The organism is Acinetobacter nematophilus (assembly GCF_026344175.1).
Lineage (GTDB): Bacteria > Pseudomonadota > Gammaproteobacteria > Pseudomonadales > Moraxellaceae > Acinetobacter > Acinetobacter nematophilus.
On the sequence record NZ_JAPKMY010000011.1, the window covers coordinates 59989 to 75130 of the forward strand.

Annotated in this window: 16 protein-coding genes; 5 read left to right on the forward strand and 11 right to left on the reverse strand. The window is 39.0% G+C overall.

The features are described 5' to 3' along the window. Nucleotides 1-141: 141 nt before the first annotated feature. The 7 genes from hisD to OSH00_RS17235 form a co-directional block, all read right to left on the reverse strand. Nucleotides 142-1443: a histidinol dehydrogenase gene (hisD, locus tag OSH00_RS17205; RefSeq protein WP_266131449.1), complete on the reverse strand. Its 1302-nt coding sequence runs from the start codon at nucleotides 1441-1443 to the stop codon at nucleotides 142-144. 128 nt (nucleotides 1444-1571) lie between these two features. Then, a complete protein-coding gene (locus OSH00_RS17210; protein WP_266131450.1) occupies nucleotides 1572-2234 on the reverse strand; it encodes a DUF4272 domain-containing protein in 663 nt (220 codons plus the stop codon). Nucleotides 2235-2381: 147 nt separating this feature from the next. After that, the gene (gene hisG, locus OSH00_RS17215) at nucleotides 2382-3077 is read right to left on the reverse strand and encodes an ATP phosphoribosyltransferase (protein ID WP_266131451.1); all 696 of its coding nucleotides are present in this window, start codon (nucleotides 3075-3077) and stop codon (nucleotides 2382-2384) included. Continuing rightward, complete coding sequence (gene murA, locus OSH00_RS17220) at nucleotides 3077-4342, reverse strand: UDP-N-acetylglucosamine 1-carboxyvinyltransferase (RefSeq protein ID WP_004830086.1); 1266 nt, start codon at nucleotides 4340-4342, stop codon at nucleotides 3077-3079. The genes hisG and murA overlap by 1 nt, the downstream gene beginning before the upstream one ends. 6 nt (nucleotides 4343-4348) lie before the next feature. After that, nucleotides 4349-4600 (reverse strand): BolA family iron metabolism protein IbaG, encoded by a 252-nt coding sequence (gene ibaG / locus OSH00_RS17225; protein ID WP_004830087.1) that lies wholly within the window; start codon nucleotides 4598-4600, stop codon nucleotides 4349-4351. A gap of 148 nt (nucleotides 4601-4748) precedes the next feature. Beyond that, nucleotides 4749-5090 carry a ribosome hibernation-promoting factor, HPF/YfiA family gene (gene hpf, locus OSH00_RS17230; protein WP_266131452.1) on the reverse strand — a complete coding sequence of 114 codons (342 nt, stop codon included), beginning with the start codon at nucleotides 5088-5090 and terminating at the stop codon, nucleotides 4749-4751. Nucleotides 5091-5270: 180 nt separating this feature from the next. Next, nucleotides 5271-6719 (reverse strand): RNA polymerase factor sigma-54, encoded by a 1449-nt coding sequence (locus OSH00_RS17235; protein ID WP_266131453.1) that lies wholly within the window; start codon nucleotides 6717-6719, stop codon nucleotides 5271-5273. A gap of 525 nt (nucleotides 6720-7244) precedes the next feature. Between OSH00_RS17235 and OSH00_RS17240 the strand changes: the two genes are divergently transcribed. The 4 genes from OSH00_RS17240 to OSH00_RS17255 all read left to right on the forward strand — a co-directional run bounded on the left by OSH00_RS17240 (nucleotide 7245) and on the right by OSH00_RS17255 (nucleotide 10527). Continuing rightward, nucleotides 7245-8156: an amino acid ABC transporter substrate-binding protein gene (locus tag OSH00_RS17240; protein ID WP_004830092.1), complete on the forward strand. Its 912-nt coding sequence runs from the start codon at nucleotides 7245-7247 to the stop codon at nucleotides 8154-8156. A gap of 91 nt (nucleotides 8157-8247) precedes the next feature. Further along, complete coding sequence (locus OSH00_RS17245; protein WP_266131454.1) at nucleotides 8248-9090, forward strand: amino acid ABC transporter permease; 843 nt, start codon at nucleotides 8248-8250, stop codon at nucleotides 9088-9090. 2 nt (nucleotides 9091-9092) lie between these two features. Next, nucleotides 9093-9770 carry an amino acid ABC transporter permease gene (locus tag OSH00_RS17250; RefSeq protein WP_266131455.1) on the forward strand — a complete coding sequence of 226 codons (678 nt, stop codon included), beginning with the start codon at nucleotides 9093-9095 and terminating at the stop codon, nucleotides 9768-9770. A 13-nt stretch (nucleotides 9771-9783) separates the two neighbouring features. Further along, a complete protein-coding gene (locus tag OSH00_RS17255) occupies nucleotides 9784-10527 on the forward strand; it encodes an amino acid ABC transporter ATP-binding protein (protein WP_266131456.1) in 744 nt (247 codons plus the stop codon). 64 nt (nucleotides 10528-10591) lie between these two features. On the opposite strand, the gene OSH00_RS17260 is transcribed toward OSH00_RS17255, so the two are convergent. From OSH00_RS17260 to OSH00_RS17275, 4 genes are all read right to left on the reverse strand, one after another. After that, on the reverse strand, nucleotides 10592-11266 hold the full coding sequence (locus OSH00_RS17260) for a DUF799 domain-containing protein (RefSeq protein WP_266131457.1): 675 nt from the start codon (nucleotides 11264-11266) through the stop codon (nucleotides 10592-10594). Further along, nucleotides 11263-11643: a DUF4810 domain-containing protein gene (locus OSH00_RS17265; protein ID WP_266131458.1), complete on the reverse strand. Its 381-nt coding sequence runs from the start codon at nucleotides 11641-11643 to the stop codon at nucleotides 11263-11265. The genes OSH00_RS17260 and OSH00_RS17265 overlap by 4 nt, the downstream gene beginning before the upstream one ends. 14 nt (nucleotides 11644-11657) lie before the next feature. Then, nucleotides 11658-12329 carry a CsgG/HfaB family protein gene (locus OSH00_RS17270; RefSeq protein ID WP_266131459.1) on the reverse strand — a complete coding sequence of 224 codons (672 nt, stop codon included), beginning with the start codon at nucleotides 12327-12329 and terminating at the stop codon, nucleotides 11658-11660. 140 nt (nucleotides 12330-12469) lie between these two features. After that, entirely contained in the window at nucleotides 12470-13093 is a 624-nt protein-coding gene (locus OSH00_RS17275) for a LysE family translocator (RefSeq protein WP_196076473.1), read from the reverse strand. A 402-nt stretch (nucleotides 13094-13495) separates the two neighbouring features. On the opposite strand from OSH00_RS17275, the gene OSH00_RS17280 reads away from it, so the two are divergent. Further along, the gene (locus OSH00_RS17280) at nucleotides 13496-15115 is read left to right on the forward strand and encodes an oleate hydratase (protein ID WP_266131460.1); all 1620 of its coding nucleotides are present in this window, start codon (nucleotides 13496-13498) and stop codon (nucleotides 15113-15115) included. The last annotated feature ends 27 nt before the right edge of the window (nucleotides 15116-15142 follow it).

Sequence of the window (15142 nt, forward strand, 5' to 3'; positions counted from 1 at the left end):
AAATCTAAAGGTCCGTTTAGAGCAGATAATTCCAACCTATCAAAATGAATGCTGCATAGCCAGCATTCTATTTTAGAAGGTTTCCTCCCTTTTGCTTTGAGAGGAATATGTATTACATGATCAATGAGGTATTCAATTTAATTACTGGTAACGGTATCGTGCAGATCTCGCATGCGCATCCAGATCTTCTTGCTGAGCAAGAAGATCTGCAGTTTTCGCAAGTGATTTTACGCCTTGCTCAGAACACATGATTAAACTTGAACGTTTTTGGAAATCATAAACACCCAAAGGTGATGAGAAGCGTGCTGTGCCCGATGTTGGCAATACATGGTTAGGACCTGCACAATAATCACCAATCGCTTCTGGTGTATAACGCCCCATAAAGATCGCACCTGCATGGCGAATGTTTTCTGACATCAACTGGGCTTCATCCAGACACAACTCCAAGTGCTCTGGCGCAACCTGATTAATTAAATCAATCGCTTCTTGACGGTTTCTCACCAAAACCAATGCACCACGATTGGCAATTGAAGTTCGCGCAATTTCCGCTTTTGGCAAAGCAGCCAAATGAGCCTCAACCGCCTGCTCCACATCGTTTAAAAGCTGTTCATCTGGTGTAATAAAAATCGCCTGTGCAACAGCATCATGTTCTGCTTGTGACAATACATCCATTGCTAACCACTGGGCGTTATTTTCCCCTTCTGCATAAACCAAAATCTCAGAAGGTCCAGCAATCATATCAATACCCACTTGGCCAAAAACCGCACGTTTTGCAGCGGCAACAAAACGATTGCCTGGTCCAGTGATTTTATCCACCTGTGGAATAGTTTCTGTGCCATAAGCCAATGCTGCAACTGCCTGAGCACCACCAATGGTAAATACACGATGTACTCCTGCCAGATATGCAGCAGCCAAGACCAAAGGATTTAATTCACCGTTTGGCGCAGGTACAACCATGATAATTTCTTTTACACCTGCAACATGTGCAGGTATGGCATTCATCAGCACAGAAGAAGGATAAGATGCCAAACCGCCTGGAACATAAATCCCAACACGATCTAAAGGTGTCACTTTTTGACCGAGGGTGTTGCCCAACTCATCAATATAGGTCCAACCTTCTTGTTTTTGTGCTTGATGAAATGAACGGATGCGTTGTGCCGCCATTTCCAAGGCTTCGCGGATTTCAACCGTTAAGCCTTCAAACGCCGCTTTTAATTGGGTTTGTGACAGTTCTAAATCTGAAAATTGATGCGCTGGATGTCGATCGAACTGTTGAGTGAGTTTTAATACATGTGCATCGCCATGCTGACGCACATCTGCAATAATTTGGTCTACTGTTTTTAAAAGCTCAGGATCACTCACTGTTTCAAAAGCTAACAAGTCAGCAAAGACTTGTTTAAAGTTCTGCTCTTGAGTCGATAAACGTCGCATCAATTTACCCACAAGGTTGTTTAAGAAAGATTTAGTTTACCTTGTTTTGAACATCTTGTGGGCAAAGATCACATGGTCAATTCAACTTAGTTTGATAGAAAAGTCTGATGAGGAATTCTGCTGATCATACAAAATCTGATTTAAGTGCTCACGTCTGGATAATCCCAGTCGCTTTCAGCCTGAATTAGCCAATTCAATGCACCGTGTCGTTCAACCACAACCGATGAGTTTAGATTCGCAGGCGCTTGTTGTTGTTTTAAACGTGCATCGACACATGCCCAGTCATAACGATAAATTAAATCTGCTTGATCTAAAATTTCGTCAATCTCCCGTAATTTTACTTTTGCCATAAATGCCTCAAATGTTTCACAAGAGGTCACCACCTGAATCGCAAAATCACAATCAATAATATGATCAGGATAGCTCAGCTCATCCACGATGCCTAAAGCCCATAACAAAACCCAATAGGCTTCATATTTCCAAACCATATTGACAACATCTTGTTCAGATGCATCACGGTTTAAAATCGCCCGTTCTTTTTCGGTCAATTCGTCCAAAACTTGCATTTTTTTTAAAATATCAAATACAAATTCCTGCGTTTCATCATCGTATTGATCGTTGTTTAGATCACAAGCCACCTGAATGACCCACAAACAAGCAATCGCTCGTTTTGCAATCTCTTCAGCTGTACGCATTTGCACTTCTTCCACAGATTCGATCACAGGTAAGTGATCAATATAGGGAATTGAATTTTGCTTAAGGATCTGTATAGATTGATTTTTACGTTGTTGAGGCGTTTTCATCTGAGCTTTTATATATGAATGACTATGATGTTTTATCATAAACCGTATATAGGTTATGCCATAATTTGTTAAAAATTTGATTTTGATTATAAAAAAACACCACTCTAGTTTGAGTGGTGTTTTTGATTATACATTGACTTGAGGATATTACTTTTGCTGTTCACGCTCTTCCACTGCTTTTTCAAGCTGTGCAAGTATAGGATTTAATAAAGTTTGCTTACGCTTAAAGCTTGCTTTATTCACAATCAAACGTGAAGACACTTTGCAAATTTCTTCCAAAGGTTCTAAACCATTGGCACGCAAAGTATTTCCTGTATCAACCACGTCTACAATATAATCACCCAAACCCACCAAAGGCGCCAACTCCATTGAACCATAGAGTTTAATCACATCCACTTGCTCACCTAGGCTTGCATAGTATTGACGAGTTAAATTGACATATTTTGTGGCAATTTTTAAACGCCCTTTAGGACGCACCATCCCCACCTTACCTGCTGTCATTAACTTACAATTGGCAATTTTTAAATCTAATGGTTCATAGACATTTTGAGCGCCATGCTCCATTAATACATCTTTACCTGCTACACCAATATCTGCTGCACCATTTTCAACATAAGTGGGCACATCAGAAGCACGTAAAATTAAAATACGGACTTGTTTATGTGTGGTTGGGAAAATCAACTTACGCGATCTATCTGGATCTTCCAGTAAGTTAATCCCCGCCGTTTCAAGCAAAGGAAGCGTTTCTTTAAGAATACGCCCTTTACTCAATGCCAAAGTCAAACCATGATCAAAATTGCCCATAACGTCAAAATTTGGATCATCGTTTCTCATATCGCTCATTAACTTGTCTCGCTCACTCGCTTAATTTGGGCACCCAGACCTTGTAATTTTGCTTCGATATTCTCATAACCACGATCAATATGATAAATACGATCAACAATGGTTTCGCCTTCAGCAGCCAATGCGGCCAAAACCAGAGAGAACGAAGCACGCAGGTCGGTTGCCATTACAGGTGCAGCAGATAGTTTTTCTACACCTGTTACAATAGCATCATTACCTTCAACCTGAATATTTGCACCCATACGTGCCAATTCAGGGACATGCATAAAACGGTTTTCAAAAATCGTTTCGGAAATTGTTGCAAAGCCGCGACCAATTGCATTTACAGCCATGATCTGTGCTTGCATGTCTGTTGGAAACTCTGGATGAGGTAAAGTACGGAAACTGACTGCTTTGGGACGTTTGCCCATCATGTCAAGCTCAATCCAGTCTTCACCACGAGTGACTTCTGCACCCATTTCTTCAAATTTATCTAAAACAGATTCAAGCAAATTTGGATCTGTATGGGTGGTTTTTACTTTACCGCCAGTGATTGCCGCAGCAGCCAAATATGAACCAGTTTCAATACGATCAGCAACTACTGAATATTCACAACCGTGTAGGCTTTCAACACCTGTAACCACCAAGGTATCTGTATCCAAACCTTCGATTTTTGCGCCCATTTTAATCAGCATTTGCGCTAAATCTGTAATTTCAGGTTCCCGTGCAGCATTACGAATCGTCGTGACCCCATCAGCCAAAACAGCTGCGGTTAAAATATTTTCAGTTCCACCGACCGTCACCATGTCAAAGATGACTTCACCACCTTTTAAGCGTCCATCGACTTTGGCATGTACATAACCCGCTTCGACCTCAATTTGTGCACCTAAAGCTTCCAACGCTTTTAAATGCTGGTCTACAGGGCGTGAGCCAATCGCACAACCGCCCGGAAGTGAGACTTTTGCACTACCATAGCGCGCCAATAATGGCCCAAGCACCAAAATTGATGCACGCATGGTTTTTACCAACTCATAAGGTGCAAATTGATTATCCAGTGTAGAGGTGTCCGCAATCACGGTTTCTCCCTCGTAACTCATGGTGACGCCAAGGCCACCAATCAATTTAACCAAAGTACGTACATCTTTTAAATTCGGGACATTTCTTAAAGTAATTGGTGTGTCTGCAAGAATCATTGCAGCCAACAAAGGTAACGCCGCATTTTTTGCACCCGAAATGCGTACTTCGCCTTCGAGTTTTACACCGCCTTGAATGACAAATTTATCCATTGACGCTTAAGCTCCAAACATACTGGCTTTGCGCCATTCTTCTTTAGTCATCGCACGAATAGTGACCGCATGTACTTCACCACTAGCAATATAACTGTTAAGTGGTGCATAAACAGCTTGTTGACGAGGAACAGGACGTTTCCCTTCAAATTGATCATCGACAATACGGAGATCAAATTTACCTGCTTGTCCACTGACAGCAACCTCAGCATCAGGAAAAGCTGCTTTTAAAATTTCAGTGAGCTGTTCACTATTCATTGCATCGACCTCTTTATAGGACTGACAGTGTAAAAACTGGCTATTTTACTATAACTCACTAAAATAATTCATTAGCTGGTACAAAAAATATAGATAAAAAAAAGAGGTATTTTCAACCTCTTTTCAAAATGTTTAAAAAAATTGGAGTTTAAGTCGTTAAAATATTCATTGGTTGATAATCCAACTGCATTTTGCGATGCTTATCTAATTGTCTTTTTAATTTATCAGTCAGCTTAGTAATGGCATTATACATATCATCCGCAGTTGCTTGTGCAAAAAGTTCAATACCTGGCAAACGGACAATTGCTTCCGCAATATGATTTGCACTGCCTTTTTTTGATCTTTTATCTAATTGATGATCTTTACTTAATTTCACCTGCATACTGTTGACTTGATCAATATGCTTTGTCATCTGTGAGAATCTATCTCGTATATTTTCTTCTATCGCAGGTGTAATGGTTAAATGATGTCCACGAATTGTAATTTGCATAGCTTTATCCCTCTCCTTTTATAGGAATATGAAAGTCATAACCAAAACGATCCCATGACAGAATTCACCAAGGAAAAAACTGTGCTGAATATCATGCAATCATTTAAGTTACTCCAAAAGACAAACAAGCGATTCATTATTTCGTCATAATGAATCATTAGAATAGCCACACTTTAAAAACTAGATCAAGACTTTTCTGTCTGATGACGATGGAATATGTAACGATTCGCGATATTTTGCGACAGTACGTCGCGCAACATCGATTCCATCCTCTTTCAACAAATTGGCAATCGTATTATCAGACAATGGTTTACGAGGATTTTCATCTGCCACCAATTTTTTAATTTTGGCACGAATTGCTGTGGATGATGCTTCACCGCCAGAAGTAGTCCCAACATGACTTGAAAAGAAATATTTCAACTCAAACAAACCGAGTGGGGTCAACAAAAACTTATTGGTCGTGACTCGCGATACTGTTGATTCGTGCAATTCAACTTCTTCTGCAACATCTCTCAACACCAAAGGCTTCATGCCTTCTGCACCAATTTCTAAAAACTCACGTTGATGCTGAACGATACAGCTGGCAACTTTTAATAACGTTTTATGACGCTCATCTACACTTTTGATAAAGTTTTTAGCTTCCAACATTTGATTACGCAAATATTGGTTCTCATCACTTTGATCAGCACGCTTGATCATGCCTGAATAGAAAGAGTTGATTCTCAACTTTGGCAAAACATCTGGATTCAGTTGAACATGCCAGTGATTATTCTTTTTGGAAACCACCACATCAGGAATTTGATAATCTGATTCTTTTTGCTCAAACTCTGCCCCTGGATAAGGTTTCATGGTTTTCAGCAGTTCAATTGCTGATTTCAATGACTCAGCATTCAGACCTGTCTGTTTAATCAATTTATTCAGATCATTGCTAACCAAAAGCTCATAATGTTTTAATAACATGAGAGCTTCTTTTCTAAATAAAGTGTTAGCAGGTAAAGCCTCGATTTGCACAAATAGACATTCTGCAAGATTTCGTGCGCCAATACCTATCGGTTCAAGCCGTTGGATATACTTCAAGACAACCAGAACCTCATCCTCTTCAACTTCAATGTCATAGTCCATTTGCTGTAGCAAATGTTGGACAGAGCTGACGATTTCGTCGATATCTGCTTCCAAAAAACCTTTCTCATCAAGCGCATCGACAATACAGTAGGCGATCAGTTTATCGACTGGGGAAAAATGCAGTAAATTCACTTGTCCCAGCATATGCTCTTTTAATGATGCATTTGAATGGCGATTATCTTCACGATCTTCAAACTCTGGACGTTCCATTGCAGTAGATTGATGGGTATATACGTCATCCCAATCAGTATCTACAGGCAACTCATCAGGTAAATGATTGGCATTTAAAGCATCAGAAAGTTCATACTCTTGTTGCTCTTGTTGTACACTTTCCAAACTTTCATGTGTTTCTTCTTCAACTTTTTCAAGTAAAGGATTGCTGTCCAGTTGAATTTGAATTTCCTGTTCAAGTTCTAAACTCGATAATTGTAGCAATCGAATGGCTTGTTGCAGTTGTGGCGTAAGCGACAACGAATTTGCAACTTTTAGTCCAACCGATAACTTCATACCTTTACTTCCTACAGTGCTTTATTTCACTTTGTTTTGCTTCAATAAATCAAGCAAAATTCATGCCTATTCATTTTTTATACCACAGTAAACATAGGACGACTAGCAAAAAAAATGAATAAATCACATAAAAATATTTATTATTTATAAGTTAAAGTTAAATTTTTAAAATGTATTATTTTTATGAACCACTTACCAATTTGTCAAAGATTGGAACTGATGAAATAGACATCAAATATCTAAATATAGATTAAAAAACTATAAGCAAAAATAAATGAGCTTAGGGCTATTTATTTCAAAATATTTAAATAAAATAGGTTTCGCTTTGTGATACCAATCACATTTCTAGTTTTGCTAAATTTATTATTTTTATCCTTTACTTATTGGAATAGTGAGTATAAAAATAATGATATAAAGAAATATGATGGATCATTCTTTCAAGGAAAAGCATTGGCACGATAACTGCTTAATTTAAGGACAAGCACTATTGTAATGCCAAAATAATCATGTAATGGAGAACTCAAAATGACACAATCAACTAAAGCACTATCAAAAAAAGTATTTACCACTGCACTTGGTGTACTGATGGCAGGTGGCGCTTTTTCACAAGTTCAAGCTGCTGATACTTTGGCAAAAATCAAGCAATCAGGAAAAGTCATCATTGGTTATCGTGAGTCTTCAGATCCAATTTCCTATGTTGTTGGCGGTAAGCCTATGGGCTATGCTGTTGATATTTGTAACAACTTTGCCAATGAACTGAAAAAAACACTCAAAATGCCTAATCTTAAAGTGGAATATAAGGCAGTTACTTCATCTACGCGTATTCCAGAAATGCTGGCAGGCAATATTGATATGGAGTGTGGAACAACCACCAACTCTATTCAACGTCAACAACAAGTGAGCTTTTCTACCAACTACTATGCCACAGAAGTACGCATGGCAGTCAAAGCAAATGCACCAATTAAATCAATTGCAGATTTAAATGGTAAAGCTGTAGTGACGACTCAAGGAACGACTTCTGATAAATATATCAAAATGGGTGAAAAAGGTGAAAAGGTCAACGTAAACAATGTCTACGGTAAAGATCATTCTGATTCATTCGCAATGGTGGCATCAGGACGTGCTGCAGCATTTGTTATGGATGACAATATTCTTGCTGGCCTCATTGCGAAATCTTCAAATCCGAAAGACTTTAAAATTGTAGGTCCAGTACTTTCATCTGAACCTTACGGCATTATGCTTCCTAAAGGTGATGCAGCATATAAGGCAATTGCGGATAAAACTGTCACCACAATGTGGAAAAACGGTCAAATGGCTGCTTTATATAAAAAGTGGTTCCAGTCTCCAATTGCACCAAAAAATGTGAACTTAAATATGCCAATGAGTTCATCATACTTAAAACTTAAAGCCAACCCTACAGACGCTGGCATTAACTAATCCCGTGCTCAAATCACAGTTTATAGATCAGGCTTAAATCAAAGTCTGGTCTATAAGTTTTTTACAAAATTAAAAATACAAAGGAGCACACATGTCAGTAGGCTCACTTAACTGGACAGCATATTGTCTCCCCTCAAATGAATATAGTTTGGACAAGGCTGCATGGGCTGAATCCGTCTGTAAAGCTATAGGTGGTGAAAGTTACTCTCCTGTTGCTGATGCACCCACATGGTTACAACTGTTAGGTTCAGGTGTCTGGACCATGGTTTGGACTGCGGTACTTGCATTTTTTATCGCTTTCCTTCTGGGTTCGTTAATCGGAATCTTACGCACGATTCCAAACAAGCCCCTTGCATTTATTGGCACATGTTATGTCGAATTGTTTCGAAATATTCCACTGATTGTACAACTCTTTTTCTGGGCATTCGTGTTTCCAGAACTACTTCCACTCAGCCTAAGCACAGGAAGTGGTGAAATGGTTCATGGTGGATGGTGGCAAAATATTCTCAATGACAACCCGGCAGTAGTTGGTGTATTCGCTTTGGGTCTATACACTGCTGCCCGTATTGCAGAACAAGTTCGCTCAGGAATCAATACTGTTTCCAGAGGTCAAAAAAATGCAGCTTTTGCGATTGGTCTCACCCAAAGCCAAAGCTATCGTTATGTCATTCTTCCTGTTGCATATCGAATTGTATGGCCAACACTCACTTCCGAAGCAATGAACATTTTCAAGAACTCTGCCGTGCTGTATGCACTCAGTGTTTTAAACTTCTTTGCTTATACCAAAACGATGCGAGAAGAAACATCACAAGATATTGTGATCCTTATTCTTTCAACACCAGTCTATTTGGTCATTACCTACACCATTAAGCTCATCATGGCGTGGATTGAAAAACGAATGGCTGTTCCTGGTCTTGGTTCAGGAGGTAAATAGTCATGGATTTTAGTATTTTACAAAATCAGGATGTGATTCAAACACTGATTGCAGGGTTTAAGTTTACCGTTACTGTGACGATTTTATCTATTATTGGTGGAATTCTGATTGGCACACCTTTAGCCATGATGCGTTTATCCAACAATACACTCGCCAGTAATTTTGCTAAAGCATATGTTGACTTTTTCCGTGGCGTTCCACTGATTCAGGTCATTTTTATTTTCTATTTTTTATTGCCAAAGTTCTTTGAGTTTCAATCTGATACCTATTATGGACCACTCTTTTCAAGTGTGGTGACCTTTGCAATTTTTGAAGCTGCATTCTTTTCAGAAATTGTTCGTTCAGGTATTCAGTCTGTCTCAAAAGGTCAAGTCAATGCAGGTTATGCCTTAGGCTTCACATATGGACAAACCATGTCCAATGTCGTACTGCCTCAAGCATTTAGAAATATGCTGCCTGTTATATTGACTCAATCTATCGTACTTTTCCAAGATGTCTCATTGGTATATGTGATCAGTGCGCCAGACTTCCTAGGCAATGCAAATACTTTAGCAAATACTTACGGTGCTGAAACCAAAGCAACATTCTACCTTATTGTAGCGGTTGTTTATTTCTGTATCTCCTTTGCGCTTTCTCGACTTGTGAAGCGTTTACATCAAAAAATAGCAATAATTCGTTAATTGGAGAATCAATATGCCAATGATAGAAATACAGCATATCTCAAAATGGTATGGAGATTTTCAGGTTCTCACAGATTGCACCACATCCATTGAAAAAGGTGAGGTTGTGGTGGTTTGTGGACCATCTGGTTCTGGAAAATCTACACTGATTAAGACAGTCAATGCATTAGAACCATTTCAAGAAGGCAATATTATTGTTGATGGAACAGCGCTCAAAGATTCAAAAACTGATTTGGCCCAGTTTCGCTCTCGCGTAGGCATGGTATTCCAACACTTTGAATTGTTCCCGCATATGACCGTTTTAGATAACTTGACCATCGGACAGCTCAAAGTACTGAAACGTTCTAAATCGGAAGCTGAGAAAAAAGCTTTACAATACTTAGATCGTGTGGGTTTAGCAGCACATAAAAACAAATTCCCTGGACAGCTGTCTGGCGGCCAGCAACAACGTGTTGCGATTGCTCGTGGTTTGTGCATGGATCCAGTATGTATGCTATTTGACGAGCCGACTTCTGCACTTGATCCAGAAATGGTTGGAGAAGTTCTTGAAGTCATGAGCCAACTGGCAAAAGAAGGTATGACCATGATGTGTGTAACCCATGAAATGGGCTTTGCACGAAAAGTCTCGTCACGAGTGATTTTCATGGATCAAGGTAAGATTTTAGAAGATTGTGCAACTGATGATTTCTTTAATAAACCAGATGAACGCCATGAAAGAACCAAGTTCTTCTTAGACAAGATTTCAATGGTACATTGATATTTCGACTTAAAAACAAAACCCCAATTTAAATTGGGGTTTTGTTTATTACACCAGTAAACCATTAAGGTTTTACGGTATTTTGGGTAAAGTTAGGTGATCTTGGGCCATATAGTAGCCCCTTTTGTTGAGCTGAATTAGGTGAGTACAATTGTGAACTGACGACACTCGATAAAGTATAAGCTTTATCTGACAAATGATTGGAAATTTGATCCACTAAAGCACCAACCAATGCCCCCAATAAACCGGCATTACTATTGTCATTGGCTTGTTGAAGTCTTTCCTCCCCTTGCCAAAGTAAAGTGCCAGAAGCTAAATCTACTAATTTTGCATCCACAGCAACTGTTGAAACAGATTGGATGACTTGGTATTTAGAACCATATTCTTTCACTGTGATATACAGTGCAGCATCTGCCCCAAAAATTTCTTTTAATTTTTGAGGTGCGATCGCCTGAGCATCAAATCCATTGGTTACACCATTTTCCTTAAACATGGTATCCACCACAGAAATCGGGAAAACATAATAGCCAGCTTCAGCAACAGGAAGTGTTACTGTTGACCAATATCCATAAGTTGCACGCGTATCAGGTGAATTGTTAATTGGCGGAAGGACTAAAATCGACTTAGGTTGATGCGCATGATATGCAGCCAAATCTCGATTGGCTTTTGGGGCTACAGCGCAACCAGTAAAAAGCATTCCGAAACAGCTTAAAATCAGCAATTGCCTCATTTTCTTCATGGCGTTTTACCCTCAGCCGATGGATTGGTCATTTTCTTAAGTAAACGATCCATCAATACTGTAGACTCAGGGTAAACTTGACGTTCCAATTCAAAATATTCAACGGCACGAGGCGCATTATTGATATTCAAGTTTAATAACCCCAAATGTGCATATAAACCAGGCGGAACTGCTTCATTTCTGGCTTTTGCTTTTTCAATATCTTTTTCAAGCAGCGAAATTTGTTGCTGCGGTGACGTCTTTTCAGGAACACTCAACATCAGGTAAGTTTGTTGAGGAAATTCTCCCCAACGATATAAAGACTTTGGCCCAGATGAAGCACAACCGACTAAACTAAAGGTCGCCAAACAACTGATCAAGAATAAAACAATTTTCATGGGTTGATTCAAACCTATTGTGTTGACCACTTATTGGTTTGAATATCACTCACAAGATTATTGACCGCTTCACGAACAGCCAAATCTAAAACCTTGCCATTGAGTGTTGAGTCATAGGATGCCGTTGACCCAAAACCTAAAACTTCCCGTTCGCTAAGCGCATATTCACCTGCGCCCTGCACAGAATGTACAACTTCAGCAGTTTTTACATCCACCACATTGATATTGACTTTTGCATACGCAATTTGTGTTTTGCCACGTCCAAGCAAACCAAATAATTGATGATCACCTACTTCTTTACGACCGAACTCTGAAACATCTCCAGTCAGTACGAAACGTGCACCTTTAATCGCTTGAGCAGATTGACTAAATCCAGCTTCTTGCTTTAATTCAGAAAGATTCTCTCTATTCAATACAGAGAAGTATCCTGTTTGCTGTAAATGCGTCTCTAAAATGGTTTTTGCTTGTCCACCCAAACGGTCAACATTGTCAGAAAAAATGCCACGCATATAGCTTGAGCGATTATCAAATTTACCAATTGAAATAGGCGTTTTAACTCCTGCATATTTAATCGTTGTCGTTGCAGCAGTCACTTGTGGTGCTTGAATCGTTTTAGAGGTTTCAGTTGTCGAACAAGCAGTCAATGCTGCCGCATTCAAGGCAGCAATAAGTAATATTTTTTTCAAGGTTACATCTCTCTACGGTCTAAGCCATTATAATTTGCAAGCCGATTATAACAAGCAAATAGCGTTTTAAATAATTAATTTAATTCACAAAATAATCATGCTTGAATTAAATACTAAATTTTCATGGAACAATCACTTGATTATTTCAGTCCAAAAATTAACTTCAAACCCAGTACAGTCATTACACCGCCCGCCACTCGATCAAATAGTTTTTTAAATTTTAAATATACACGGCGTGGCTTTTCTGCAGACAATGCAACCGCAACTAAGGAATACCACCCGACATCAATAAAAAAACACAAAATGGGTAAAACAAAATAATAATAAGTTGGAATTTCTTTGGGTAAAAGTGCAGTAAAAATACTCGCCAAAATAATGGCGATTTTAGGGTTACTCAACTGTGTAATTAACCCCAGACGATAAGCATGTTGATAACTCATACCCAATGCAGAACCACCTGCCTGTTCAATTGGGTCTTTGGCATGTTTAATAATTTTATAAGCCAGCCAAAGTAAATATAGTCCGCCACAAATTTTTAACATGATATATGCAGAGGGTACAGCCAACAAAATCGCTTGTAAGCCCATGACAGCGAGAAGACCAAACAGTGCAGCACCTGTTCCAGTTCCCAGTGCTGTAAATAACCCGTGCTTACGAGAAATCGCAATTGAATTTTTAGCGACATACACAAATGTAGGACCAGGACTGATTGCACCCAGCATCAATGCTAGCGCAATAGAGCCTAAAATCAATAACGATTCCAAGTGTTACCTCGTCACAAAGAGTATTTAAAGAAAGCTTATTTTAAGCTACAAGGGTTTTTTGAAGATACAAAAAAAATGATTATTTCATTATGAAGATTTTCTATAGTTCAAAACTATAGCGATTTCATCTATACACTTCTATACAGTTGTGAATTAAACTCAAATACAATAGCTTCGACTCAATTTAGAGCAAAAACTCAATAAAAAATTATTTTTCAACAACTTGAATCATATCAAAAAATTAATAGATCGTATTGAAACATCCTAAAAAACCATAAAACTGAAGATTTTAATCACAAAAAATAACTTCCCTTTTCACTCTTTTTTAAGATATAAAAACCCATAATAAAACTATGGTTTTAATTTATACATCATCAAAATTTCACATTCAGGGGTAAAAAAATGAACAACTATAAACCTAATCATTTAGATGCTAAACAAGCACATCTTTGGATTGTTGGCGGTGGAATCGCAGGTATGGCTGCTGCTGCATTTGCGATCCGCGATGCCAAGGTTCCTGCTGAAAATATTCATATCCTGGAAGAACTGGATGTATCGGGTGGATCTATGGATGGTGCCCACACTCCCAATACATCTCAAGCATGGGTCACGCGTGGTGGACGTATGCTGACTGATGAAACTTATTTGTGTTTATGGGATTTGTTTTCTAGTATTCCCGCTTTAGAAAATCCTGATATTTCTGTTCGTGAAGAGTGTCGTGAATTTAATGAGCAGGTTAAAACTCATGCCCAAGCGCGTTTGATCAATGCACAACATGTGATATCCGATGCATCTAAACTGGGTTTAAATACATTACATCGTGCACAAATGTTACGTTTATTGGCATCAAAAGAAGAAAAAATTGGTAGTCGTCGTATAGATGAGTTTTTTGATGAAACATTCTTTGAAACAAATTTCTGGCGTATGTGGCGTACTACCTTCGCTTTCCAAAAATGGCATAGTGCAGCAGAACTGCGTCGCTATTTTTTGCGTTTTATTCAAGAACTCCCTCGTATTCACACACTTGCAGGGGTGAAAAGAACAAAATACAACCAATATGATTCAATGATTTTACCGTTACAGCGCTGGTTGGTAGAGCAAGGTGTCGATGTTCGCTTTGGGCATTATGTGACTGAGGCTGATTTCCAAACCGATGAAAGCACCTCAGAACGAAGAGCAACACGCCTATATGTTAACCTTCCGGAAGGGACTGAGCAAATTGATCTCAAAGACCATGATCTGGCAATATTTACTTTAGGTTCGATTACAGCAGACTCCCGTTATGGTGGTAGTGATGATGTGCCAGCACTCATTCGCGATCGTCAGGATCATGGCTGGACATTGTGGGAAACTTTGGCAAAAAAAGCGCCTGACTTTGGTCGCCCAATGACCTTTTATGGCAACATCGACGAGCATAAATGGGAATCTTTCACGCTGACTATGCATGATGATGTATTGTTAAATCGCATTATTGAATATACCGGTAATCAACCAGGCACTGGTGCATTGATGACTTGGTTTGAGTCTGGTTGGCATTTATCTATTGTTGTACCAGCCCAACCTCATTTTGCTGATTTACCTGAAGGCACATTTACACTTTGGGGTTATGGTTTTCAAATTGATCAAAATGGAGATTACATCAAAAAACCAATGTCCAAAGCCACAGGCAATGAAATCCTCACTGAATTGATCCAACAACTTGGCTTTAACGATATTCTCGAACATGTATTGGCTCATACCACAGTGACCACAGCAATGATGCCTTATGCATCGGCCTTATTTGCTTGTCGTAAGCCTGGAGATCGCCCTCAAGTGATTCCTCACGGCGCTAAAAACTTTGCATTCCTAGGGCAATTCGTTGAAATTGAGGATGATGTCGTATTCACTGTTGAATATTCAGTTCGTGGCGCCATGATTGCAATTTATGAGTTTTTTGGTGTAGAACGTGAAATCCCTGATATCTATAATGGTCTACTCGATCCAAAAGTTGGCTTAAAAGCATTAGAAACCGTCTTTCATTAAGCTGGTTTAATTCAGCCCGTATATCAA